Origin of the sequence: Pseudooceanicola pacificus, assembly GCF_009789075.1 — a bacterium.
Taxonomy (GTDB): Bacteria; Pseudomonadota; Alphaproteobacteria; order Rhodobacterales; family Rhodobacteraceae; genus Pseudooceanicola; species Pseudooceanicola pacificus.
In genome coordinates, this window is the sequence record NZ_WNXQ01000009.1 from 82,667 (window position 1) to 105,629 (window position 22,963).

20 protein-coding genes are annotated in these 22,963 nt (G+C 67.7%); 7 read left to right on the plus strand and 13 right to left on the minus strand.

What is annotated here, in order from left to right; all coding sequences use genetic code 11:
• Positions 1-222 precede the first annotated feature (222 nt).
• The gene (locus GLS40_RS14580) at positions 223-1,230 is read left to right on the plus strand and encodes an ABC transporter ATP-binding protein (RefSeq protein ID WP_160383476.1); all 1,008 of its coding nucleotides are present in this window, start codon (positions 223-225) and stop codon (positions 1,228-1,230) included.
• A complete protein-coding gene (locus GLS40_RS14585) occupies positions 1,227-2,264 on the plus strand; it encodes an ABC transporter ATP-binding protein (protein WP_160383477.1) in 1,038 nt (345 codons plus the stop codon). Before GLS40_RS14580 ends, GLS40_RS14585 begins: the two co-directional genes overlap by 4 nt.
• 4 nt (positions 2,265-2,268) lie before the next feature.
• Here the strand turns inward: GLS40_RS14585 and GLS40_RS14590 are convergent, their stop codons facing one another.
• A complete protein-coding gene (locus tag GLS40_RS14590) occupies positions 2,269-2,751 on the minus strand; it encodes a GNAT family N-acetyltransferase (protein ID WP_160383478.1) in 483 nt (160 codons plus the stop codon).
• Between the two features lie 38 nt (positions 2,752-2,789).
• Here GLS40_RS14590 and GLS40_RS14595 point away from each other — a divergent pair, with 38 nt between their 5' ends.
• Positions 2,790-4,289 carry an alkaline phosphatase family protein gene (locus GLS40_RS14595; RefSeq protein ID WP_160383479.1) on the plus strand — a complete coding sequence of 500 codons (1,500 nt, stop codon included), beginning with the start codon at positions 2,790-2,792 and terminating at the stop codon, positions 4,287-4,289.
• Positions 4,290-4,584: 295 nt separating this feature from the next.
• Here GLS40_RS14595 and phnY read toward each other — a convergent pair whose 3' ends face one another.
• The 3 genes from phnY to GLS40_RS14610 are packed head-to-tail and all read right to left on the minus strand — an operon-like array spanning position 4,585 to position 8,488.
• Complete coding sequence (gene phnY, locus GLS40_RS14600) at positions 4,585-6,036, minus strand: phosphonoacetaldehyde dehydrogenase (protein WP_160383480.1); 1,452 nt, start codon at positions 6,034-6,036, stop codon at positions 4,585-4,587.
• The gene (gene phnA, locus GLS40_RS14605) at positions 6,033-7,292 is read right to left on the minus strand and encodes a phosphonoacetate hydrolase (RefSeq protein ID WP_160383481.1); all 1,260 of its coding nucleotides are present in this window, start codon (positions 7,290-7,292) and stop codon (positions 6,033-6,035) included. The genes phnY and phnA overlap by 4 nt, the downstream gene beginning before the upstream one ends.
• Positions 7,293-7,312: 20 nt before the next feature.
• Positions 7,313-8,488 (minus strand): 2-aminoethylphosphonate--pyruvate transaminase, encoded by a 1,176-nt coding sequence (locus GLS40_RS14610; RefSeq protein ID WP_160383482.1) that lies wholly within the window; start codon positions 8,486-8,488, stop codon positions 7,313-7,315.
• 108 nt (positions 8,489-8,596) lie between these two features.
• Between GLS40_RS14610 and GLS40_RS14615 the strand changes: the two genes are divergently transcribed.
• Positions 8,597-9,475, plus strand: coding sequence for a LysR substrate-binding domain-containing protein (locus GLS40_RS14615; RefSeq protein ID WP_160383483.1), 879 nt, complete (start codon positions 8,597-8,599; stop codon positions 9,473-9,475).
• 171 nt (positions 9,476-9,646) lie between these two features.
• Here GLS40_RS14615 and betA read toward each other — a convergent pair whose 3' ends face one another.
• The 7 genes from betA to betI all read right to left on the minus strand — a co-directional run bounded on the left by betA (position 9,647) and on the right by betI (position 17,638).
• Positions 9,647-11,308 (minus strand): choline dehydrogenase, encoded by a 1,662-nt coding sequence (betA, locus tag GLS40_RS14620; protein WP_160383484.1) that lies wholly within the window; start codon positions 11,306-11,308, stop codon positions 9,647-9,649.
• Positions 11,308-11,961, minus strand: coding sequence for a glutathione S-transferase family protein (locus GLS40_RS14625; RefSeq protein WP_160383485.1), 654 nt, complete (start codon positions 11,959-11,961; stop codon positions 11,308-11,310). Before GLS40_RS14625 ends, betA begins: the two co-directional genes overlap by 1 nt.
• The gene (gene betB, locus GLS40_RS14630) at positions 11,961-13,412 is read right to left on the minus strand and encodes a betaine-aldehyde dehydrogenase (RefSeq protein WP_160383486.1); all 1,452 of its coding nucleotides are present in this window, start codon (positions 13,410-13,412) and stop codon (positions 11,961-11,963) included. The genes GLS40_RS14625 and betB overlap by 1 nt, the downstream gene beginning before the upstream one ends.
• Positions 13,413-13,435: 23 nt before the next feature.
• The gene (locus tag GLS40_RS14635) at positions 13,436-13,840 is read right to left on the minus strand and encodes a universal stress protein (protein ID WP_160383487.1); all 405 of its coding nucleotides are present in this window, start codon (positions 13,838-13,840) and stop codon (positions 13,436-13,438) included.
• A 62-nt stretch (positions 13,841-13,902) separates the two neighbouring features.
• Positions 13,903-15,495, minus strand: coding sequence for a BCCT family transporter (locus GLS40_RS14640; protein WP_235905943.1), 1,593 nt, complete (start codon positions 15,493-15,495; stop codon positions 13,903-13,905).
• Between the two features lie 39 nt (positions 15,496-15,534).
• The gene (gene betC / locus GLS40_RS14645) at positions 15,535-17,052 is read right to left on the minus strand and encodes a choline-sulfatase (RefSeq protein WP_160383488.1); all 1,518 of its coding nucleotides are present in this window, start codon (positions 17,050-17,052) and stop codon (positions 15,535-15,537) included.
• Positions 17,045-17,638 (minus strand): transcriptional regulator BetI, encoded by a 594-nt coding sequence (betI, locus tag GLS40_RS14650; protein ID WP_160383489.1) that lies wholly within the window; start codon positions 17,636-17,638, stop codon positions 17,045-17,047. The genes betC and betI overlap by 8 nt, the downstream gene beginning before the upstream one ends.
• 162 nt (positions 17,639-17,800) lie before the next feature.
• On the opposite strand from betI, the gene choX reads away from it, so the two are divergent.
• The 3 genes from choX to choV all read left to right on the plus strand — a co-directional run bounded on the left by choX (position 17,801) and on the right by choV (position 20,846).
• Positions 17,801-18,724, plus strand: a complete 924-nt coding sequence (gene choX, locus GLS40_RS14655; RefSeq protein WP_160383490.1) for a choline ABC transporter substrate-binding protein — start codon at positions 17,801-17,803, stop codon at positions 18,722-18,724.
• A gap of 275 nt (positions 18,725-18,999) precedes the next feature.
• Positions 19,000-19,839, plus strand: a complete 840-nt coding sequence (choW, locus tag GLS40_RS14660; protein ID WP_160383491.1) for a choline ABC transporter permease subunit — start codon at positions 19,000-19,002, stop codon at positions 19,837-19,839.
• On the plus strand, positions 19,836-20,846 hold the full coding sequence (gene choV, locus GLS40_RS14665; RefSeq protein WP_160383492.1) for a choline ABC transporter ATP-binding protein: 1,011 nt from the start codon (positions 19,836-19,838) through the stop codon (positions 20,844-20,846). Before choW ends, choV begins: the two co-directional genes overlap by 4 nt.
• A 217-nt stretch (positions 20,847-21,063) precedes the next feature.
• Here choV and hemE read toward each other — a convergent pair whose 3' ends face one another.
• Both hemE and GLS40_RS14675 read right to left on the minus strand, forming a co-directional pair.
• Positions 21,064-22,107, minus strand: coding sequence for a uroporphyrinogen decarboxylase (gene hemE, locus GLS40_RS14670; protein WP_160383493.1), 1,044 nt, complete (start codon positions 22,105-22,107; stop codon positions 21,064-21,066).
• A gap of 48 nt (positions 22,108-22,155) precedes the next feature.
• Positions 22,156-22,857, minus strand: a complete 702-nt coding sequence (locus tag GLS40_RS14675) for a helix-turn-helix transcriptional regulator (protein WP_160383494.1) — start codon at positions 22,855-22,857, stop codon at positions 22,156-22,158.
• Positions 22,858-22,963 lie beyond the last annotated feature (106 nt).

Sequence of the window (22,963 nt, forward strand, 5' to 3'; positions counted from 1 at the left end):
GGGGGAGGGGCGAGGTCCGTCTCGCAAACGCGCCGGTGGCGCGTTTGAGGACCGAGCGCGCGAAGCGCAGGACCGAGCGCGCGAAGCGCAGGGCCGGGCGCGGCCCGGGCTGGTCGCCCGTGCCAAGATGGGTGTTGAGGGCTGTTCCTCCATCCGAAATACGCCGCCGTCTGTCGCCCGGGAAATCCGAAACCCCAACAGCATCCAACCGGAGGCCCGCACATGAGCCTCATCTCCGTCCGCGACCTCGCCATCCGCTTCAAGACCGACGAGGGCCTGATCACCGCTGTCGAGGATGTCGGCTTCGACATCGCCCCCGGCGAGGTCCTCGGGCTTGTCGGGGAATCCGGCTCGGGCAAGTCGGTCACCGCCAAGGCGCTGATGCGGCTCAACGGCGGGAACACGGTCTACGGCGAGCGCTCGACCATCACGCTGACCGCCGACGGCCAGTCGACCGAGGTGCTCAAGCTGAAACGCGAACGCGACATGGAGAAGATCCGCGGCGGCGCGATCTCGATGATCTTTCAGGAGCCGATGGCCTCTTTCGCGCCCGCGATCACCGTGGGCGACCAGATGGTGGAACAGCTGCTGATCCATACCAAACTGTCCAAGAAAGCGGCCCGGGACCTGTCGATCGAGATGCTGGGCCGGGTCGGCATCCCGGCGCCCGAAAAACGCTTCGACCAGTTCGCATTCGAATTCTCGGGCGGCATGCGGCAGCGGGCGATGATCGCAATGGCCCTCTCCACCAGTCCGAAACTGCTGATCGCGGATGAACCCACGACCGCGCTCGACGTCACCATCCAGGCCCAGGTCATCGACCTGATGACGGATCTCGTGACCGAATTCGGCATGGGCATCCTGTTCATCACCCACGATCTGGGCGTGATCGCGCAGACGGCGGACCGGGTGGCGGTGATGTACCTGGGCCGGATCGTGGAAACCGGCACCGTCCGGCAGGTGATCCGCGACCCGAAACACCCCTATACCCGGGGCCTGATCGACGCGCTGCCCAAGCTCGAAGACCTGGAGGCCGAGCTGACCCCGGTGCCCGGCGACATTCCCTCGCCGCTGAACCGGCCCGCGGGATGCGTCTTTCACACCCGCTGCTCCATCGCCCGCGCGGGCCATTGCGACCGCGTCACGCCCGAACCCCGCAGCCTGCCCGACGGCCATACCGTGGCCTGCCACTATGCCGAGGGCCTGCCCGCCACGGAGGTGTCTGCATGAGCCATGATCCGGTGATCGAAGCCAGGGAGCTTTACGTCTCCTACCCGCTGGGGCGTACGCTGTTCGGCAACAAATCCTATCTGAACGCGGTCGACGGCATCTCGCTGAAGATCGGCAGGGGGTCCTTCTTCGGCCTCGTCGGGGAAAGCGGATCGGGCAAGACGACCCTGGGGCGGGCGCTGCTCAAGGCCGCGCCGATCTCGGACGGCGAAGTCTTTTACCGCGACGACGAGGTCAGCCACGACCTGCGCGAGATCGAGGGCCTGGCGCTCAAGGATTACCGCAAGCGGGCGCAGCTGATCTTTCAGGACCCCTACGCCGCGCTCAGCCCCCGCATGACCGTGCGGGACATCATCGCCGAGCCGCTGGAGGTGATGAAGCTTACCCGCAACCGTGCCGAAACCGACGAGCGCGTGCGCGAGATCGCGGCCAAGTGCCGGCTGAACCTCGAACACCTGCGCCGCTTTCCCCATGCCTTCAGCGGCGGGCAGCGGCAGCGGATTTCCATCGCCCGTGCGCTGGTTTCGGGGCCGCGCTTCATCGTTGCTGACGAAAGCGTCGCGGCGCTGGACGTGTCGATCCAGGCCGATGTGCTGAACCTGCTCAAGCAGATCCAGCGCGACATGGGGATCAGCTTTCTGTTCATCAGCCACGACCTTTCGGTGGTGGCCCATGTCTGCGACCATGTCGCGGTGATGTACCTGGGTCAGATCGTGGAAAGCGCGCCGACGCGCAGCCTCTTCGCCCGGCCCCGCCATCCCTATACCTCGGCCCTGCTTTCGGCGATCCCCTCGCTGGACCCGGACGCGCCCAAGACGGCCGAGAAGCTGGAGGGCGAGATACCTTCGCCCGCCGATCCGCCGCAGGGCTGCAAGTTTCACACCCGCTGCCGCCTGGCCCGCGACGCCTGCAAGGCCTCGCGCCCCAAGCTGCGCGAGGTGGCGCCGGGCCATATGGCGGCCTGTCACTTCGCCGAAGAGTTCGATTTCACCCGCACCGCTGCCGCCCCGGCCCCGGCCACCACCACCGCCTGACGGGTCAGGGATGGTCGAGCAGGTATTTCACCGTGGGCTGGCCCGCATGCTCGATCACGCCCGCGCGCAGGAAGCCCAGTTTCAGCAGCACATGGGCCGAGGCCGGGTTCGCCTCGCGCACCAGCCCGCGGATGCGTGGCACGCCCAGCACGGTGAAGGCATGGCTCACGGCATGGGCGGCCACCGCCCCCGCGATGCCGCGCCGCCAGCAATCGGGGTGCACGTGGTACGAGATGTTCACCTCGTCCGTATCCGCGATGGCGGTCACCCCGCCAAGCGCCACGTGGCATCCGCCTTCCGTCACCGTCCAGCGGCCATAGCCGTGCCGCTCCCAATGGGCGATGTCGCGGGCCAGCCGGTCGGCGCTGATGGCGGGGGGATCGGGCTCCGGGTCGGGGCGGTGCGCCACGACCTCGGGCCGGGAGAACAGATCCGCGACGAAATGCAGGTCTTCCGGGACGGGTCTGCGGTAGGCGAGCTCGGGCATACGGGATATCCTTTGGCCAACCAGATGCGGTGAATTCGATGACAGGCAAGACCCGTCCCGGCAACGTGTTGCTGATAACGCTCGATCAATGTGTGGCCGCGGTGCTGTCCGGTCCGCTGGCGGCCCATTGCCCGACGCCGAACATGGACCGTCTGGCGGCCGGGGGCACGCTGTTCGAAAGGCATTTCACCGTCACGGTGCCCTGCGGCCCGGCGCGCGCCTCGCTGCTGACCGGGCTTTACGCGATGAACCACCGGGCGATCCGCAACGGCACGCCTCTGGCCCGTCACCATGCGACCATCGCGACCGAGGCGCGCAAGGCGGGCTACGAGCCGCTGCTGTTCGGCTATACCGACATCGCCCCCGACCCGACGGGGATGGACCCGGAGGACCCGGATCTGGCCGTCTACGAAGGCGTGGCCCCGGGGTTCCGCGAGCTGGTCGAGATGCGGCTGGAGGCGGGGCGCGAATGGCCCGCGCATCTGGCCGCGCAGGGTATCGACGTGACGATGCGCGATGACGGCTGGCCCTCGATCTATGTGCCCACGGGGCAGGGGCGCCCCTCGGATCCCGCGCCCTATCCGGCCGAGCATTCCGACACCGCCTATCTGACGGACCGGACGCTGCAGGCGCTGTCGATCCGGGCGGATCGCGACTGGTTCGCGCATCTGACCTATATCCGCCCGCATCCTCCGCTGATCGCGCCCGCGCCCTACAACGCGATGATCGACCCTGCCGGCCTGCCGCTGCCCGAACGGGGCGCGCCCGCGCATCCCTTTGTCGATGCGTGGTTTTCCCGGAACGTGGGGATGTTCCTGTTCCACGGCCATGACGGGAACAACGCCGGCATGTCCGACGCCCTGACACAGGAGCTGCGGGCGGTCTACCTGGGGCTGGTCGCCGAGGTGGACGCCCATCTGGGCCGGGTGCTGGACTGGCTGGAGACCACGGGCCAGGCAGAGCGCACCCTGGTGGTGCTGACCGCCGATCACGGCGAGATGCTGGGCGAGAAACGGATGTGGGGGAAGGAAAGCGTCTTTGACGCGGCCTTTCACGTGCCGCTGGTGATCCGGGTGCCGGGCGCTGCGCCCGGGGGCCGGGTGACGGCGCTGACCGAGTCGGTGGACGTGACGCCCACGGTGCTGGACTGGATCGGCTTGCCGGTGCCCCCGGCGATGGACGGGCGCTCCTTGCTGGGCTTCGCCCGGGGCGAGGCGGTCGCGGACTGGCGCGACGCCGTACTGATGGAGGCCGATTTCGGCCATCCGGTGCAGCCGACGCGCTTCATGCAGTCGATGGGGGTGGGGCTGGACAGCGCCGGGGCCGTGGTTCTGCGCGAGGAGCGTTGGAAATACGTGCATTTCGGCGGGGGCGTTGCGCCGATGCTGTTCGATCTGGCGGCCGATCCGGGCGAGACGCGGGATCTGGCCGGCGACCCGGCCCATGCAGCCGAGGTGAGCCGGATGGCCCGGCGGCTGATCGACCGGATGACAGAGAGACGCGACCGACGCCTGACCGGGCTGGCGCTCGGGGCGTGAGGCGGTTGCGGGCCGGGTGACGGCCGGGCCGCGGCAGGCCAAAGCCGGAAATCGGGCGGGCCAATCCGGCACTTGCAAGCGGCGTGGCCTGCGGCCAATCCTTCGGAGACCGGAGACCGGAGACCGGAGACCGGAGACCGGAGACCGGAGACCGGAGACCGGAGACCGGAGACCGGAGACCGGAGACCGGAGACCGGAGACCGGAGACCGGAGACCGGAGACCGGAGCCTAACCCGCCAGCATTACGCCGGGGGCGGGTGCGCCGCCGCCGGAGATCTGAGCCGGGCCCGCCCGCTCACATTTCCCAGGGCATGGACCAGGTCTTGACGTTGGTGAAGCTCTTCATCGCCTCCTGCACGCCTTCCTTCTCGCCGTTGCCGCTGTCCTTGATGCCGCCAAAGGGGGACATCTCGATGCGGTAGCCGGGGACCTCCCAGATGTTCACCGTCCCGACATTCAGGCCGCGGATATAGGCCTGCATCCGGCGGAAGTCGTTGGTGCAGACACCCGAGGACAGACCAAAGGCCGTGCCGTTGGAAATCGCCATCACAGCCGCGTCGTCGTCGGGGACGCGGATCACCGGGATCACCGGGCCAAAGGTCTCTTCGCGCACCAGCTCTGAGGCGGGATCGACGCGGTCCAGCACGATGGGCGGCAGCAGGGCGCCCTGGCGGCCGGGGTGATAGAGCACCTCGGCCCCGTCTTCGGCCGCGCGACTGACGCGGGCGTCGAACAGGGCGGCGGCCTCGGCATGCACGACGCAGCCCAGCTCCGTCGCCTCGTCCATCGGGTCGCCAAAGCGGATCGCCCTGGCCCGTTCGACGACCATCTCGACAAAACGGTCGGCGACGCTGTCCTGGCAGAGGATGCGCTTGACCGCGGTGCAGCGCTGGCCCGAGTTCTTGGTGGCCCCCAGCACCGCCAGGTCGGCGGCGCGGCGCAGGTCGGCGTCATCCAGGTCGTTCAGGACGATCAGCGGATCGTTCCCGCCCAGTTCCAGCACCTTGCGCTTGTACCCCGCCTTGGACGCGATCAGCTTGCCCACCGGCACGCCGCCGGTGAAGGTCACCAGCTCGATATGCTCGTTGCAGATCATCTCGTCGCCCAGATCGGCGGGCCAGCCGGTGATGACCGACAGCATCTGCGGCGGCAGCCCGGCCTCGTAGAGGATATCGGCCAGCACCAGCGCGGTCATCGGCGTCAGCTCGGTCGGCTTGGCGACGACGCAGTTGTTGGTGGCGATGGCCGGGGCGATCTTGTGCGAGATCATGTTGAGCGGGTGGTTGAACGGGGTGATCGCCGAGATCACGCCCAACGGCTCGCGCATCGTGAAGATCTTGCGCGCCTTGCCCTGGGGGGTGATGTCGCAGTCGAATATCTCGCCATCCTCGCGCAGGCAGAGCTGCCCGGCCAGGGTGTAGACATCGCAGGCGCGGCCGACCTCGTAACGCGCATCGGCCCGGGAAATGCCAAGCTCCAGCGTGATCAGCTCGGACAGATCCTCGCGCCGTTCCGCCAGGATTTCGGCGGTGCGCAGCAGGATGCGCTGCCGCTCGTACCGGGTGAGCTTCGGGGTGTAAGCCGCTGCGATCTCGAAGGCTTCGCGGGCATGGGCGGCGGTGCCGGCGGGCACCGTGCCGATCACGGAATTGTCCCAGGGGTAGCGCACCTCGATCACCGCGTCAGAGTCGACGCGGCGCCCGGCGATGCGCATCGGCTCGTGCCGGGGGCTGCGGGCGTCCTTCATGCCTTGCCTGCCGCCGCCACGGTGGCGAAGTAGAAAGCGTCGAAGTTGCGCAGCGTCGGCGCGGCGGGCAGGTCGCCCAGCACGCGGTTCACGATGAATGGCACGGTCTGTTCGGTCAGCCCGCCATGCGAGCGCAGCGGTTCCTTCAGCGCGGCCAGGTCGTGGCGGTCGGCCGAGGTGCCGATGGTCATGTTCTCGGACGAGATCATGACGATGTCGCCGATCCGGTCGGCGGGCAGTTCGTAATGCACCACGGCCTCTTCCCGGGTCAGCACGGCGATCAGTTCGGGCCGGTCGGACAGGCGGCGGACGATCCCGGCGCGGTCGGCACCCTCGGGCAGATAGGCGGTGGCAAAGCCGCCAAGCGCGCCGTGGTGCACCACATAGGGGTCGGTGATCGGCAGGATGACACGGGCCGCGGCCTTGCCCAGCCAGTCGTCCAGCAGGTCCTGCACATAGATCACCGCCGGGTCGCCATTGGCGTCATGCTTGGGTTTCATCCCGTGGTCGGCGGTCACCACGATGGCGGCGCCCAGGGCGTCGAGCTCGGCCAGATAGCCGTCGAACATCTTGTAAAAGGCTTTCGCTTCCGCATCTTCCGGGGCGAACTTGTGCTGGATGTAATCCGTGGTGGTCAGGTACATCACGTCCGGGCGGCGCTCCTTGAGCAGCTTGACCCCGGCGGCAAAGACAAATTCCGACAGCTCGGCGGAGTAGACCTCGGGTACGGGGCGGCCAAGCCAGGTGCTGGCATTGTCCACCCCGTGCTCCGCGAGTGTGGTCGTATCGGATTTCTCGGACGAAAAGCAGACCGCGCCCTCCGCGCCGCAGGTCAGCCCGGCGCCCAGCAGGGCACGCAGCTTGTCCTTGGCGGTGACGATGGCGACCTTGGCCCCGGCCTTCTGGAAGGCGGAAAAGATCGTCGGCGCGCGCAGGAAACGGACGTCGTTCATCATCACCTCTTCGCCGGTCTCGGGCTCGTAGAGGTAATTGCCGCAGATGCCGTGCACCGCCGGCGGGCGGCCGGTGGCGATGGACAGGTTGTTGGGGTTGGTGAAGGACGGGATCACCGAATGCGCCAGCCGGTCTGTCCCGGTCTCGCGGATGCGTTTCAGCGTCGGCATCAGCCCGTCGGCGATCGCGGCGTCCAGGTAGGCCGGTTCGCAGCCGTCCAGGCAGATGGCGATGGCGGGGACGGCGGGCCAGGGATAGGCGCGGCCGTTGACGGTGACGGGGGTGCGGGTGGGTGCGTTCATGTCTGTCTCTCCGGATCTCGTTACGCGGCCAGGTTCGCGCGCTCGGCCAGGGCCGAGGCGGGCGGCACGGCAGAGGCCACGCCCATGTCGGCCAGTGACTGCTGCGCGGCCGTGACCACGCGGTTCATGACGGTGTCGTCCATCCGCCCGATGCAGCCGATGCGGAAGCTGTCGACCACCGTCAGCTTGCCCGGGTAGATGATGAAGCCCCTGTCTTTCATCAGCTCGTAGAACCGCGGAAAGGCAAAGGCCGGATCGGCGGGGCAGAAGAAGGTGACGATGATGGGCGAAAGCCAGCTGTCGGCCAGCAGCGTCTCGAACCCCAGGGCGCGCATGCCGGCCACCATCGTGTCGCGGTTCCGGGTGTAGCGGGCCAGCCGGGCGGGGGCGCCGCCTTCTGCGCGATGCATCTCCAGCGCCTTGACGAAGGCGGCCACCACATGGGTCGGCGGGGTATAGCGCCACTGCCCGGTCTTTTCCATCGTGGCCCATTGCGCGTGCAGGTCCAGCGCCAGGGAATGGCTGTTGCCCTTGGCCCCGGCCAGCGTCTCCTTGCGCGCGATGACGAAGCCAAAGCCGGGCACGCCCTCGATGCATTTGTTGGCCGACGAGACAAAGGCCTCGACCTGCAAGTCGCGCACATCCAGCGGCACGGCGCCAAAGGCCGACATGCTGTCGATCAGCAGTTTGCGGCCCGCCTGCGCGGTGGCCTCGGCGATCTCGGGGATCGGGTTCAGGATGCCGCTGGAGGTTTCGCAGTGGATCGCCAGAACATGGGTGATCGCCGGATCGGCGGCCAGCGCCTGCGCCACCTCGGCCCCGCGCGGGGGCAGGTAGTCGCCCTTGTCGATCAGGGTGAAGGCGCGGCCCAGATAGCGCATCGTTTCGGCCGCGCGCAGGCCGTAGGCGCCGTTGGCCAGCACCAGCACCTTGCCGTCGCGGGGCACGAAACTGCCCAGCATCGCCTCGACACAGTAAGAGCCCGAACCCTGCAGCGGCACGCAGTCATAGGCGCCGGCCGTGTCGCCCGCGATCTCCAGCAGGCGGCGGCGGACCTCGGCGGTCATGGCGCGGAAATCTCCGTCCCAGCTGCCCCAGTCCCTGAGCATGGCCTGTTTCACCTCGGCCGAGGTGGTCAGCGGGCCGGGCGTCAGCAGGTAGGGCTCGCCCAGTTCGGGATCGGGAAAGGCGGTCATGGTCGCGGCTCCTCTCGCGGCGGATGGCGGGGGTGTCGCATATTGCCGTGCATCTGAGAAATCGTTTATCAAGATGCTAACATAAGCTCAGCCGATAGAAGGTCGCATATGCGTTACGTTCAGCTCCGCGCCTTTCATCATGTCGCCGTCTCGGGCGGATTTTCGCGCGCGGCGGAAGAGTTGAACCTGACCCAGCCCGCGATTTCCGACCAGGTCCGCAAGCTGGAAGAAGAATACGATCTCCTGCTCTTCGACCGCCGCCGCAAGCGCGTGTCGCTGACCCCGGTGGGCGAGCGGCTGCTGGCGATCACGCGGCGGATGTTCGACGAGGAACGCGAGGCGGCGGAACTCCTGTCCGAGGCGCGGGCCCTGGGCACCGGCCATCTGCGCATCGTGGCGGATGCGCCGCATCACCTGCTGCACCTGCTGGCGCGGTTCCGCGAGCGTTATCCCGGGGTGCGCGTCTCGCTCAGGACCGGCAACAGCGACGAGGTGATCGCGCAGTTGCAGACCTATCAGGCCGATGTGGGCGTGATGGGCGAGATGCCGCGCGAGGCGGGGATCGACGGGGCGACCCTGGGCGTGTCGCCCATCGTCGCCTTTGCCGCGCGCGGCTCCGTCCTGGCGCAGCGGTCCGAGGTTCATCTGTCCGATCTGCCAGGTCTGCCGCTGGTGCTGCGCGAAGAGGGGTCGCGCACCCGTGCCAAGCTGCTGGCGGCGGCGGAGCGGGCCGGGATCGTGCTGGCCCCGGCGATCGAGGCCGAGGGCCGCGAGGCGGTGCGCGAGATCGTGGCGGCGGGGGGCGGGATCGGTTTCGTCAGCCAGGCGGAGTTCGGCGCGGATGCGCGGCTGGTCCCGATCCCGATCCGGCCGCCCGACGGGCTGCTGATGGAGGAGGCGCTGGTCTATCTGCACCAGAGGCGCGGCGCCAAGCTGATCCGGGCCTTCCGCGACATCGCCCGGGACGAGGCGGCGCTGGAGGCGTGAGCGGAGCGACGAGCCGTTCGCCAAGCCCGAAGCGCGGCGCCCGACCCCATTGGGGGGCCGTTTCGGACACTCGCCGGTGCAAGGTCTCAGGTCCGAATGCGCGCATGGGCCGGACGGGCGCCGCCGGGCGGGCCAGTGGTGGCCTGGCGCCGGGCTCACCCGTCCCGGGCCCTACCGGTCCGACACCTGCCAGCGCGGGTTCAGCCAGGGTTCGTCATTGGCCGGGGGCAGGGGTGTCTTGCCCAGCACGTGGTCCGACACCTTTTCGCCCACCAGGATCGACGGCGCGTTGAGGTTGCCGTTGGTGATCCGCGGAAAGATCGAGCTGTCCGCCACCCGCAGCCCGTCCACCCCGATCACCCGGGCCTCGGGGTCGACCACCGCATGCGGATCGTCCGCACGACCCATCCGGCAGGTGCCGCAGGGGTGATAGGCGCTTTCCGCGTGCTCGCGGATATGGGCGTCGAGCTGATCGTCGCTTTGCGCGGCGGAACCCGGCGAAATCTCGGGCCCCCGGAACGGATCGAAAGCCGCCTGGGCAAAGATTTCGCGCGTCACGCGGATGCAGTGGCGGAAATCGACCCAGTCCTGTTCGGTCGACATGTAGTTGAACCGGATGCGCGGGGCCTCTTTCGGATCGGCCGAGCGCAGCGAGATATCCCCGCGCGAGGGCGAGCGCATCGGCCCGACATGGGCCTGGAACCCGTGCGCCCGGGCCGCCGCCTTGCCGTCGTAGCGTACGGCGAAGGGCAGGAAATGGAACTGGATATCCGGATAGGCCACCCCGGCGCGCGAGCGGATGAAGGCCGCGCTTTCGAACTGGTTCGACGCGCCAAGCCCGGTCTTGAACAGCAGCCATTCCGCCCCGGCCAGCGCCTTGCCGATCAGGTTCCAGTGCTTGTAGAGCGTGATCGGCTGGGTGCATTCCTGCTGGATGTAAAGCTCCAGGTGATCCTGCAGGTTCTGGCCGACGCCAGGGCGGTCGACCACGGGCGCGATGCCATGTTCGGCCAGATGCGCCGCCGGGCCGATCCCCGAAAGCATCAGCAGCTTGGGCGAGTTGATGGACGAGGCCGCCACGATCACCTCGCGCCGCGCGCGGATCACCGCAACCGTGCCGCCGCGTTCGTATTCCACGCCGGTGGCGCGGCCGTCCTCGATCACCACGCGGCGGGCAAGGCCGCGCACCAGTGTCAGGTTCGCCCGCTTCAGCGCCGGTTTCAGATAGGCATTGGCGGCGGACCAGCGGCGGCCCTTCCAGACCGTCTGCTCCATCGGGCCAAAGCCTTCCTGCTTCTCGCCGTTGTAATCGTCGGTCAGCTCGAACCCGGCCTGCGCGCCGGCATCGACAAAGGCCTGGTACAGCGGGTTCTCGCGCTTGCCCCGGGTGACATGCAGCGGGCCGCTGCGCCCGCGCCAGTCCGGGTCGCCGCCGTGCCCGCCGCTGTCCCAGCTTTCCAGGCGCTTGAAATAGGGCAGGACGTCGGCATAGCTCCAGCCATCCGCGCCCATCTCGGCCCAGGTGTCGAAGTCATGGGCATGGCCGCGCACATAGACCATGCCGTTGATCGACGAGGACCCCCCGATCACCTTGCCACGCGGGGTGGCGAGGCGGCGGTTGTTCAGATGCGGCTCGGGTTCGGAACTGAAGCCCCAGTCGTAGATGCCCATGTTCATCGGATAGCTCAGCGCGCCCGGCATCTGGATGAAGGGGCCCGCATCGGTGCCACCATATTCCAGCACGATGACCGAATGCCGCCCGTCCTCGCTGAGACGTGCGGCCAGGGCGGACCCGGCGGAGCCGGAGCCGATGATGACGAAATCGGCCTCCATCAGGGGGCAACCTTGGGATAGGCGCCGCGCAGGGCGTCGTAGTTCACCATCGCATGCGCACGATAGGCCGGACGGGTCTGAAGCCGCTCGAAATAGGCGGCCAGGGCGGGCAGGTCGGGGCGGTCCCACACCAGGGTGTAATAGCGGTGCAGGATGTGACCGCAGGCGATATCGGCAAAGGTGAAGTCCCGGCCCCCCAGCCAAGGCCCGTCGCCGATGCGCGCGTCGAGGATCGTCGCCAGCGGCACCAGCGCCCTGGCGGCGGCGGCCAGCTCGGCGGGGGCGCGGTCCTGCGGTGCGGTGCGGACCTCGTAGACAAAGATGCGCAGCACGGCGGGGGCAAAGGTGGTCTTGCCCCATTCCGCCCAGGTGTCGAGCGGGCCGCGCTCTGCCGGATCGGCGGGCCAGAAGTCGGGCGCGCCGTAGCGCGCGCCGAGGTAGCGCAGGATCGCCGCGCTTTCGAACATCGTCACATCGCCGTCGCGCAACACCGGGACCAGGCCCATCGGGTTCATCGCCAGGTAGTCCGGCGTCTTTGCCGAGGCATGGCCCTGGCCGTAATCCAGCCGCTCGTGTTCCAGGCCCAGTTCGTTCACCGCCCACATGGCCAGCTGCACGTTCGAGGAATTGGCGCGTCCATAGATGGTAAGCATCAGAAAGGGGCCTCCACATCGCCCATGCAGACATAGACGCTCTTGATCTGGCTGTAGTGATCCAGCGCCGCGCGGGCGTTCTCGCGCCCGACGCCGGACAGTTTCATCCCGCCAAAGGGCGCCTCGACCGGGGTGAGGTTGTAGGTGTTGATCCATGTGGTCCCGGCCTGAAGCCGGGACACCACGCGATGCGCCCGGGTCAGATCGCGTGTGAAGACCCCGGCGGCCAGACCGAAATCGGTGTCATTGGCGCGGGCGATCACCTCGTCCTCCTCCTCGAAGGAGAGGATCGACAGGACGGGGCCGAAGATCTCGTCGCGCGCCAGCGACATGTTGTCGGTGACACCGGCAAAGACGGCGGGGGTGATGTACCAGCCCGCCATTTCGGGCGCCTCGCCGCCGCAGAGCAGCTCCGCCCCCTCGTCGCGGCCCCGGGCGATGGCGGCCAGAACCTTCTGGCGCTGCGTATCCGACACCATCGGCCCGATGTTCGTTTCAGGATCCAGCGGATCGCCCAGGCGGGCGGTCCTGGTCCGTTCCACCAGCCGTTCGGTGAAGGCCGGAAGGATGGATTTCGCCACGAAGACGCGGGTCCCGTTGGAGCAGATCTGCCCGGTGGAGTAGAAGTTGCCGTTGATCGCGGCCGAGACGGCGTTGTCGATATCGGCATCCTCAAAGACGATCAGGGGGGATTTGCCGCCCAGCTCCATCGTCACATGGCGGATGCCCTCGGCGGCGGCGGCATAGACCTTGCGCCCCGTCGGGACCGAGCCGGTGAGCGAGACCTTGGCGCAGCGCGGATCCGCGATCAGCGCGGCCCCCACGTCGCCACGCCCCTGCACCACGTTGAACAGGCCCGCGGGCGCCCCGGCCTCGACCAGGATCTCGGCCAGTTTCAGCGCGGTGAGGGGGGTTTCCTCGGAGGGTTTGAAGATCATCGCATTGCCGGCGGCCAGTGCCGGGGCGGCCTTCCAGCAGGCGATCTGGATCGGGTAGTTCCACGCCCCGATGCCGACGCAGACGCCCAGCGGTTCGCGGCGGGTGTAGACCCAGTCCTCGCCCAGTTGCACGGTCTCGCCGTTCAGCGTGGTGCAGATGCCGCCGAAGAATTCCAGCGCATCGGCGCCCGAGGCGGCATCGGCCACCAGCGTCTCCTGGATCGGTTTGCCGGTGTCGAGCGTTTCCAGCTCGCTCAGCTCGGCATTGCGGGCGCGGAGGATGTCGGCGGCGCGGCGCAGCACGCGGCCCCGTTCGACCGGGGGCAGGGCGGCCCAGCCCGCCTGCGCGGCCAGGGCGGCGGTAAAGGCGGCGTCGATCTCGGCCGCGGTGGCGGGGCGGATCTCGGCGATGGTCTCGCCCGTGGCGGGATAGATATCCGCCCAGGGGGCGACGCTGTCGTCGTGCCGATAGGTGCCGGCGATGAAATGGCTCGCCTCTGGCTGCGCTCTCATGGGTCTTCTGCCTTCTTGGGGGGTCAGCCGGCGTTCTGCCGGATGACCAGGACATTGCATTGCGCATGGGTGACCACATGCCCGGCGGTGGAGCCGAGCAGGTAGTCGCGGATGCGCGGGTTGTGGGAATTCATCACGATCAGGTCGGCGTCGAGCTCTTCGGCCACCTGCGGGATCAGGCGGTGCGGAGAGCCCTTGCGCAGCATGGTGCGGACCTCGATCCCGTCGAGGTCGCAGCCGTCGACGTATTTGTCGAGCAGGGGCTGCGAATCCTCGGGCAGGACCTTCAGGTTATCCGATATTTCGGGGACCACGGTCATCACGGTCAGCACCGCGCCCTTTTCCGCGACGGCGGCGGCGCGGCGCAGCAGCGGCGCGGCGGGGCGGGCATGTTCCAGTTTCACGGCGACGAGGATGTTCTTGTACATCTTGAAAGTCCTTCGATGGGAATGGGCCCGGCGCGGGTGTGACCGCGCGCCGGGCCGGTCCGTCACTCCGCGGGTTCGGCCGAGGGCGGTGCCGCGCTCACGGCGTGGCGCTGCCCCACCGGCTCTTGCGCCAGCGACTTCATCAGCCCCCACATCATCAGGAACATGATGACCGAGAACGGCAGCCCCGCGGCCAGCGAGGCCGTCTGCAGCGCCTGCAATCCGCCCGAGGCCAGCAGCACGGCCGCCACCGCGCCCTCGCCAAAGCCCCAGAAGATGCGGTAGCTGACCGGCGGCTCTTCCTTGCCCATCGAGATGAGCGTGGTCACCACCAGCGTGCCGCTGTCCGAGGACGTGACGAAGTAGGTGATGATCAGGATCAGCGCCATGAACGACAGGATGTTGCCAAAGAAGCCCAGCCCGAAGTTGTCGATGATCAGGAACAGCGGGCGGGCGATGTCGGCATTCACCGCTTCGATGATGCCGCCGCCCTGCATGAACTCCTGCCAGAGCGCGGTGCCGCCAAAGACGGACATCCAGAAGAAGGTGATGAGCGTGGGCACGATCAGCACGCCGACGGCGAATTCACGGATCGTCCGGCCACGGCTGACGCGGGCGATGAACATGCCGACAAACGGTGCCCATGCGATCCACCAGCCCCAGTAGAACACGGTCCAGGCGCCCTGCCAGCCCGAGGAGGGATCGGGATTCACCCAGAGGCCCATCGGGATGACGTTGACGATGTATTCGCCCACATTGGTGATGAAGAAGCCCAGCACGAAGACGGTCGGCCCGACCAGGATGAAGACCACGATCATGAAGATCGACAGCCACATGTTGGTTTCGGACAGGATCTTGATGCCCTTGCCGACACCGGACACCGCCGACAGCGTGGCGATGGCCGAGATGATCATGATCAGCACGTATTTGATCCAGGGATCCATAGGCACGCCGAACAGGTGATTGAGCCCGGCCTGGATCTGCCCGGCGCCCAGCCCCAGCGTGGTGGCCACGCCGAAGACGGTGCCGAAGATCGCCAGCAGGTCGGCGAGGTGGCCCCAGAAGCCGTAGATGCGGTCGCCCAGGATCGGATAGAGCGAGGCGCGGATCGTCAGCGGCAGATCCTTGCGATAGGCGAAATAGGCCAGCGCCATGCCCACGATCACATAGACCGCCCAGCCGTGCAGGCCCCAGTGCAGAAAGGTCACCTGCATCGCCATGACCGCCCCGGCCATCGAGTTTTCCGTCCCGGGTTCCAGGAAGGGCGCGTTCTGCACATGGTACATCGGTTCGGCCACGGACCAGAACAGCAGCCCGATCCCCATCCCCGCGCCGAACAGCATCGAGAACCAGGTGAAGGTGCTGAATTCCGGGCGGTCGTCATCCTTGCCCAGCCGGATCGAGCCGTAGCGCGAAAAGATCAGGCCGAAGACGAAGAAGATGAAGATCGCGATCGACAGGATGTAGTACCAGCTCAGGTTCGCATTGATCCAGGACTGGACGCCCGAGAAGAACGACCCGACCGCATCGGGAGCGAAGACCCCGGCCAGCACGAAGCCGAGGATGATGATCTTGGACAGGGTGGCCATCGGAGGATTCACATCGCGGAATATTCCGCTTGTGCCGATCCTCATCCGGCTTTCATCGACAGACATTGTTCGCGTTTCCTCACTGTTCCGTTGAGCGCCCCCTTTTTATTCGCCGCGGGGGTAGCGCTGATTTTCCTCCACGACGTTAAGATCCATGTGATTGCGCATGTACCGCTCGCTGGCCTTCTGCAGCGGCTGGAAATCCCAGGGGTAGTAGTTGCCGTTCCTCAGCGCCTCGTAGACGACAAGGCGGCGGGCCTGGCTCTGGCGCACTTCGGCGTCAAAGGCGGCCATGTCCCAGCGGGCGGCGACCTCGGCGGCGAAACGGGCGGATTCCTCGGCATAATCCGGGTCGTCGGCCAGGTTCACCTGCTCATGCGGGTCGCTGTCGAGATCGAAGAGCTGCGGCGGGTCCAGTTCGCAGTGGATGTATTTCCATTGCTCCTGGCGGATGCCGACCAGCGGGGCATAGCTTGCCTCGGCCGCGTATTCCATCAGCACCGGCGTCTCGCGGGGCGTGCCCCGGGTCAGCGGCACCAGCGTTTCGCCATCGGTCCAGGGGGCGACCTCGGTCAGGTCGATACCGGCGATATCGGCCACGGTGGGGGTCACGTCCATGGTCGAAACCGGCGTTTCGATCAGGCCCGGGGTGATGCCGGGGCCGGCGATCATCAGCGGCACGCGGGCCGAGCCTTCGAAGAAGTTCATCTTGAACCACAGGCCCCGCTCGCCCAGCATGTCGCCGTGGTCGGACACGAAAAGCACCGCGGTGTTTTCCGCCTGCCGGGTGCCTTCGAGCGCCTCGAAGATCTCGCCGATCTTGTCGTCGAGATACGAGATATTGGCGAAATAGGCCTGCCGCGACTTGCGGATGTCCTCTTCGGTGATGTCGAACTCGCGCCAGTTGTTGGCGTCGAAGATGCGCTTGGCGTGGTTGTCCTGGTCCTCGTAGGGGATCGCGGGCACCTCGGGCTGCAGGTGTTCGCAGGTCTCGTAGAGGTCCCAGTACTTGCGCCGCGCGACATAGGGATCGTGCGGGTGGGTGAAGCTGACGGTCAGCATCCACGGCCGGTCGTCGTTGCGCCGCCCCAGGTCGTAAAGCTTCATCTTGGCGAAATGCGCGACCTCGTCGTCATATTCCATCTGGTTGGAAATCTCGGCGACGCCCGCGCCGGTGACCGAGCCCATGTTGTGATACCACCAGTCGATCCGCTCGCCCGGCTTGCGGTAATCCGGGGTCCAGCCGAAATCGGCGGGGTAGATATCGGTGGTCAGGCGCTGTTCGAACCCGTGCAGCTGATCGGGGCCGACAAAATGCATCTTGCCCGAAAGCGCGGTGGAATAGCCCGCCCGGCGCAGGTGATGGGCATAGGTCGGGATGTCCGAGGCGAATTCGGCCGCATTGTCGTAGACCCGGGTGCGGCGCGGCAGCTGCCCCGCCATGAACGAGGCGCGGCCGGGGGCGCAGAGGGGCGAGCCGGTATAGGCATTGGCGAAACGCGCCGACCGGGCGGCGAGGCGCTTGAGGTGCGGCGCATGCAGCCAGGGGGCCGGGCCGTCGGGGAACAGGGTCCCGTTCAACTGGTCCACCATCACGATCAGGATATTGGGCCGGTCAGCCACGGTGGGTCTTCCTTTCTAGCCAGAGGTCGAGGTAGTCGCAGACCAGCGCCTGGGTCGCGTCGCGGTCCGGGGCGACCTCTTGCAGGGCGTGGCGGATGTAGAAACCGTCGATCATCGAGGCGAGGCCCTGGGCCACCTGTTCGGCCTCGTGATCGGGAAACAGCTTTTTCAGGTCGTATTGCAGGTTCGACTTCAGCCGCCGGGCATAGACCAGCAGCAGGCGGGCCACGTCCTCGGACTGCATGGCGCGGATGTAGAAGGTCAGCCAGGCGGCCACGACCTCCTTGTCGAACTGCCCTTCCGAGAAGCTGGCGGCGATGATCGCGCGAATCCGCGCCTCGGGCGTGTCGAGATTGCGCAGGCGCAGCGCGACCGAACTGGCGAACCCCTTGAGGATGTGGCGCATGGCGGCCAGGAAGATCTGGTCCTTGGAGCCGAAATAGTGATGCGCCAGCGCCGAGGACATGCCGGCGCGCTTGGCGATCTGGCTGACCGTCACATCCAGCGATCCGGCCTCGCCGATGGCCTGGATCGTCGCACGGATCATCGCCTCGCGGCGGACCGGCTCCATTCCCACCTTTGGCATCTCTGGAGAACTCCCTTAGTGTCGCGCTCGGTGGCCACGCAGGCCGAATGGAAAACGGCTTGCAATCGTGGCTCATTGGTTTTTGATTAACTCATCAATCAACAAAAAACGCAACCCCGGCCAAATCGCGGGGCTGCGTGGCAAACGACAAGGGAGATACCCATGATGAAAACTTGCACGGTAAGCGTTGCGGCGCTGGTTCTTGGCGCGCAGGCGGCTTTTGCGGATTGCGACGAGGTGGTCTTCTCGGATGTCGGCTGGACCGACATCACGGCGACCACGGCGGCGGCTTCGGTGATTCTCGACGCGCTCGGCTATGAGACGGACACCAAGGTGCTGTCGGTCCCGGTGACCTACACCGCGCTGGCCGGCGGCGATGTCGATGTTTTTCTGGGCAACTGGATGCCCACGATGGAGGGCGATATCGCCTCCTATCGCGACGCAGGCACGGTCGAGACGGTGCGCGCCAACCTTGAGGGTGCCAAGTACACCCTGGCGGTGAACAAGGCGGCGGCGGATCTGGGCATCACCAATTTTGCCGATATCGCGGCCCACAAGGACGCGCTCGAGGGCAAGATCTACGGCATCGAGCCGGGCAATGACGGCAACCGCCTGATCATGGACATGATCGGGCAGGACGCCTTTGGCCTGACCGGGTTCGAGGTGGTCGAAAGCTCGGAACAGGGGATGCTGGCGCAGGTCAAGCGTGCCGACGGCAAGGGTGAGCCGGTTGTCTTCCTCGGCTGGGAACCGCATCCGATGAACGCCAATTTCGACATGACCTATCTGGAAGGCGGCGACGACTTCTTCGGCCCCGACCTAGGCGGCGCGACGGTCTATACCAACGTGCGCAAGGGCTATGTGGCGGAATGCCCGAACGTGGGCAAGTTCCTGGAAAACCTGTCCTTCTCGCTGGCGATGGAAAACGAGATCATGGGCAAGATCCTCGACGATGGCGAGGACGGGGAAGACGCCGCCAAGGAATGGCTTGCCGCCCATCCCGACGCCTGGATGCCCTGGCTGGACGGCGTGACGACCGAGGATGGCGGCGACGCGATGGCCGCCGTCAAGGCCGCGCTGAACTGATCCGCGGCGGGGTGGGGGGCTGGCCCTCGCCCCGGCCTGCCCCGGCGGGGCAGGCGCGACTTCGGTGGGGGCGGGTTCTGGGGCTGGCAGGGTGCCGGTCTGGCCCGCCCCTCCGTGCCCCTCAGGGGCGACATCGGGACCGGCACCGCCCTGATGGCCGCAGCGGTCCCGGGACAGGGACGACGCGCAAGACCCCCCCGGGGCCGATGGCGCAGGACTGACGAACCGGCGGCACGGACCGCCGGAGGAAACGGACAACAGGGACAGGAGCGGCGATGCTCGACTGGCTGACTGACACCAAGATACCCGTGGGCAAATGGGCCGGCGGGGCCTTCGACTGGCTTGAGGTCAAGGGGGGTTTCTTCTTCGACGCCCTGTCGGATGCGATGGAATGGCTGATCGACTGGCTGCTCTGGTGCCTGCAGGAACCGCATCCGCTGATCGTCATCGCGCTTTTCGTCGCGCTGACATGGGTGCTGCAACGCAGCTGGAAGCTGTGCCTGCTGACCGGGCTGGGCTTCCTCTTCATCCTCAACCAGGGCTACTGGGAAGAGATGACCGAAAGCCTGACGCTGGTGATGTCCGCCTGCATCGTCTGCATGGGGCTGGGGGTTCCGGCCGGAATCGCCCTGGCGCACCGGCCCAAGCTCTACGGTTGGATCCAGCCGGTGCTGGACCTGATGCAGACGCTGCCGACATTTGTCTACCTGATCCCGGCCATCGTCTTTTTCGGCATCGGCATGGTGCCGGGGCTGATCGCCACGGTGATCTTCGTGCTGCCCGCTCCGATCCGGCTGACCTATCTGGGCGTGTCGTCCACCCCCGTCGCGCTGATGGAGGCGGCCGAGGCATTTGGCGCGACCCCCTCGCAGAAACTGTGGAAGGTCGAACTGCCCTATGCCCTGCCGCAGATCATGGCGGGGCTGAACCAGACCATCATGCTGTCGCTGTCGATGGTGGTGATCGCGGCGCTTGTGGGCGCCGACGGGCTGGGCGTGCCGGTCGTCCGGGCGCTGAACCAGGTGAACACGGCGCTCGGGTTCGAATCGGGCTTTGTCATCGTGGTGGTGGCGATCCTGCTGGACCGGATGCTGCGGATCGGAGGCCGGAAATGAGCGCTGTCATCTTCGACAAGGTCTCGATCGTCTTTGGCAACCGCCCGCAGGAGGCGCTGCCGCTGATGGACAAGGGGCAGGACCGGGCCACGATCCAGAAATCCACCGGGCAGGTGCTGGGCGTGCACGACTGCTCGCTGGAGGTCGCGGAGGGCGAGATCCTCGTGCTGATGGGCCTGTCCGGCTCGGGCAAGTCGACGCTGCTGCGGGCGGTCAACGGGCTGAACCCCGTGGTGCGCGGCGAGGTCCGGGTGCGGGACGGCGACTGGACCTGCCGCATCCCCGACTGTTCGTCGGCAGAGCTGCTGCACCTGCGGCGGGAATGCGTGGCGATGGTGTTCCAGCAGTTCGGCCTGCTGCCCTGGCGCAACGTGCTGGACAACGTGGCCCTGGGCATGGAGCTTGCCGGCATGTCGCGCCCCGCGCGCGAGGCCAAGGCGCGCGAGAAGCTGGAGATGGTGGGCCTGACCGACTGGGCCACCCGCAAGGTGAGCGAGCTGTCGGGCGGCATGCAGCAGCGCGTGGGCCTGGCCCGCGCCTTTGCCACAGACGCCCCGATCCTGCTGATGGACGAGCCCTTCAGCGCGCTCGACCCGCTGATCCGCACCCGGCTGCAGGACGAGCTGCTGGAGCTGCAATCCCGGCTGAAACGCACGATCGTCTTTGTCAGCCACGACCTGGACGAGGCGTTCAAGATCGGCAACCGCATCGCCATCATGGAGGGCGGGCGGATCGTGCAATGCGGCACCCCGCAAGAGATCATCGCCGCCCCCGCCAGCGATTACGTCGCGGATTTCGTGGCCCATATGAACCCTTTGGGCGTGCTGCGGGCGCGCGACGTGATGAGCGCGGCTGGCGGCACCGGCCCCGAGATCGCGGCCGACGCGCCGATCCTGGACGCGGTGGCGGCGCTGAAATCGGGCGCGCCGGGGCTGCGCGTGATGGAGGCCGGGCGCGAGGTCGGCGCGATCCGGCCCATCGACGTGATCGGCGCCCTGTCGCGCTAGCCTGTCGCGCCGGGGTGCGGAGGTGTCGGTGCGGGGCGCCGGGGCCCTCGTGCGTGAGGCCCGGCGACCCGGCGTGGCGCGGCCCCGTCCTGCGGATGCGGAGCGGGTCCAGCCGCCGACATATCGCAACCGGCCGTGAGCCGTCCGCCCGCAGGTAACCGGCCGCCGCTCTCATGGCCTGCCCGCGCCCGCGGGCACGGCGCCATGACCGCCCAAATCAGGTGGCCGGGGCCATCGCGCGCACGGTGTCGATCATCAGCTGCACGTTTTCGGGATCGGCATCCGGCGTGATGCCGTGGCCCAGGTTGAAGATATGCGGCCCGTTGCGGAAGGCCTCGACGATGGCGCGGGTCTCGTCCACCAGCGCCTGACCGCCCGTGACCATGTGCGAGGAGGCGAGGTTGCCCTGCACGCAGCCGTCGACTTGCACGTGTTGTGCCGCCCAGTCCGCCGCGACGGAGTTGTCCAGCGCGACGCAATCGGCCCCGGTCGCCCTGGCAAAGCCCACGTATTTCTCACCCGCCTCGCGCGGGAAGGCGATGACCGGAAGGCCGGGGTGGCGCGCCTTGAGTTCAGCGATGATGCGTTTCGCGGGGGCCAGCGCATAGGCATCGAAATCGGCGCCGTTCAGCGATCCGGCCCAGCTGTCGAACAGCTTGACGCATTCCGCCCCGGCCTCGACCTGGGCCGAAAGGTATTCGATCGTCGCCTCGGTCAGCCGCTCCAGAAGCGCCTCGAACAGGGCGCGGTTCTCGGCCTTGAGCGCATGGGCGGGGGCCTGGTCGGGCGTGCCGCGCCCGGCGATCATATAGGTCGCGACAGTCCAGGGCGCGCCGGCAAACCCGATCAGCGTCGTCTCGGCCGGCAGGGCGCGGGACAGGATGCGCAAGGTCTCGTAGACCGGGGCCAGCGTCTCGTGCACCGCGCTTGCGGGTTTCAGCGTGTCGAAATCGCCCTGGGCGGTGACGGTCGACAGGCGCGGCCCCTCGCCGGTGACGAACCACAGATCGGCGCCAAGCGCCTGGGGCACAAGCAGGATGTCGGCGAACAGGATCGCCGCGTCGAACCCGTAGCGCCGGATCGGCTGCAGCGTGACCTCGGCGGCCAGTTCCGGGTTGTAGCAGAGCGACAGGAAATCCCCGGCCTGCGCCCGGGTGGCGCGGTATTCCGGCAGGTAGCGTCCGGCCTGGCGCATCATCCAGATCGGCGGCACCGGCAGGGTTTCGCCCTTCAGGGCGCGCAGGATGGTCTTGTCGGTCATGCGGGGCTCCTCTGTCGCCCCTTGAGGTCGCCGCGCAGGGGCCGCTTGTCAAGCCGCCCCGCTTGCGGCGGGCGCATCCGCCGCGGCTTCGCGCTCGGCCCAGAGCGCGCGCAGAACCTCGCCCTGGCCGGTGAACGTCTCCTCCAGCAGGTCGCAGTGCCAGATGCGGTCCATGCGGAAATGGCGCAGGTCGTGGCGCATCTCGCACCAGGCGACCAGCAGCTTGACCTCGACATGGTAGATCACCACCAGCGGCCGGATCACCCGGGTGCTCTGCCCGCCGTCGAGCGCACGGTAGTCGATGCGCAGCTTGCGTTCCTCGCGGATCGCGCCGCGCAGCAGCGACACCGGCACGCAGCCAAGCGCCGGGTCGTCGCGCACCGCGCCGAAGGGGGCGACATGCAGCCAGTCCGCCGGGCCGTGCAGCGCGTCGATCTTGTCGCGCACCCGCTCGCCCGCGCGCATCAGCGCGGTGTCCCCGGTCCGCGCCAGCATGGCGAGCGCGACGCGCAGGGCCTCGGATTCCTCGGTGTCGAAATTCAGCGGCGGCAGGTCGTAGCCCCGGCGCAGCACATAGCCCATGCCCGCCGCGCCCTCGACCGGCACGCGCATCGCCTGCAGCGCGGCCACGTCGCGATAGACCGTGCGCACCGACACCTCCAGCGCCTCGGCCAGTGTCTCGGCGGTGCGGGGGCCGGGCGCGGCGCGCAGGATCTGGATCAGTTCGAACAGGCGGTTCTGTCGGGTCATGGTCGGGCGCTCCGGCTGCAGGCTCCTGACAGGATAGCACAGGCCACTGACAGCAGGATGGCAGGAGCGATGCGTCACCCTCAAGACCCGACCACCCCCGCGAGGA

What these genes read in the sequence shown, in the direction of transcription:
- GLS40_RS14580 (WP_160383476.1), top strand. Translation starts at nt 223, where the DNA reads ATGAGCCTCATCTCCGTCCGCGACCTCGCCATCCGCTTCAAGACCGAC.
- GLS40_RS14585 (WP_160383477.1), top strand. Translation starts at nt 1,227, where the DNA reads ATGAGCCATGATCCGGTGATCGAAGCCAGGGAGCTTTACGTCTCCTAC.
- GLS40_RS14590 (WP_160383478.1), bottom strand. Translation starts at nt 2,751, where the DNA reads ATGCCCGAGCTCGCCTACCGCAGACCCGTCCCGGAAGACCTGCATTTC.
- GLS40_RS14595 (WP_160383479.1), top strand. Translation starts at nt 2,790, where the DNA reads ATGACAGGCAAGACCCGTCCCGGCAACGTGTTGCTGATAACGCTCGAT.
- phnY (WP_160383480.1), bottom strand. Translation starts at nt 6,036, where the DNA reads ATGAAGGACGCCCGCAGCCCCCGGCACGAGCCGATGCGCATCGCCGGG.
- phnA (WP_160383481.1), bottom strand. Translation starts at nt 7,292, where the DNA reads ATGAACGCACCCACCCGCACCCCCGTCACCGTCAACGGCCGCGCCTAT.
- GLS40_RS14610 (WP_160383482.1), bottom strand. Translation starts at nt 8,488, where the DNA reads ATGACCGCCTTTCCCGATCCCGAACTGGGCGAGCCCTACCTGCTGACG.
- GLS40_RS14615 (WP_160383483.1), top strand. Translation starts at nt 8,597, where the DNA reads ATGCGTTACGTTCAGCTCCGCGCCTTTCATCATGTCGCCGTCTCGGGC.
- betA (WP_160383484.1), bottom strand. Translation starts at nt 11,308, where the DNA reads ATGGAGGCCGATTTCGTCATCATCGGCTCCGGCTCCGCCGGGTCCGCC.
- GLS40_RS14625 (WP_160383485.1), bottom strand. Translation starts at nt 11,961, where the DNA reads ATGCTTACCATCTATGGACGCGCCAATTCCTCGAACGTGCAGCTGGCC.
- betB (WP_160383486.1), bottom strand. Translation starts at nt 13,412, where the DNA reads ATGAGAGCGCAGCCAGAGGCGAGCCATTTCATCGCCGGCACCTATCGG.
- GLS40_RS14635 (WP_160383487.1), bottom strand. Translation starts at nt 13,840, where the DNA reads ATGTACAAGAACATCCTCGTCGCCGTGAAACTGGAACATGCCCGCCCC.
- GLS40_RS14640 (WP_235905943.1), bottom strand. Translation starts at nt 15,495, where the DNA reads ATGTCTGTCGATGAAAGCCGGATGAGGATCGGCACAAGCGGAATATTC.
- betI (WP_160383489.1), bottom strand. Translation starts at nt 17,638, where the DNA reads ATGCCAAAGGTGGGAATGGAGCCGGTCCGCCGCGAGGCGATGATCCGT.
- choX (WP_160383490.1), top strand. Translation starts at nt 17,801, where the DNA reads ATGATGAAAACTTGCACGGTAAGCGTTGCGGCGCTGGTTCTTGGCGCG.
- choW (WP_160383491.1), top strand. Translation starts at nt 19,000, where the DNA reads ATGCTCGACTGGCTGACTGACACCAAGATACCCGTGGGCAAATGGGCC.
- choV (WP_160383492.1), top strand. Translation starts at nt 19,836, where the DNA reads ATGAGCGCTGTCATCTTCGACAAGGTCTCGATCGTCTTTGGCAACCGC.
- hemE (WP_160383493.1), bottom strand. Translation starts at nt 22,107, where the DNA reads ATGACCGACAAGACCATCCTGCGCGCCCTGAAGGGCGAAACCCTGCCG.
- GLS40_RS14675 (WP_160383494.1), bottom strand. Translation starts at nt 22,857, where the DNA reads ATGACCCGACAGAACCGCCTGTTCGAACTGATCCAGATCCTGCGCGCC.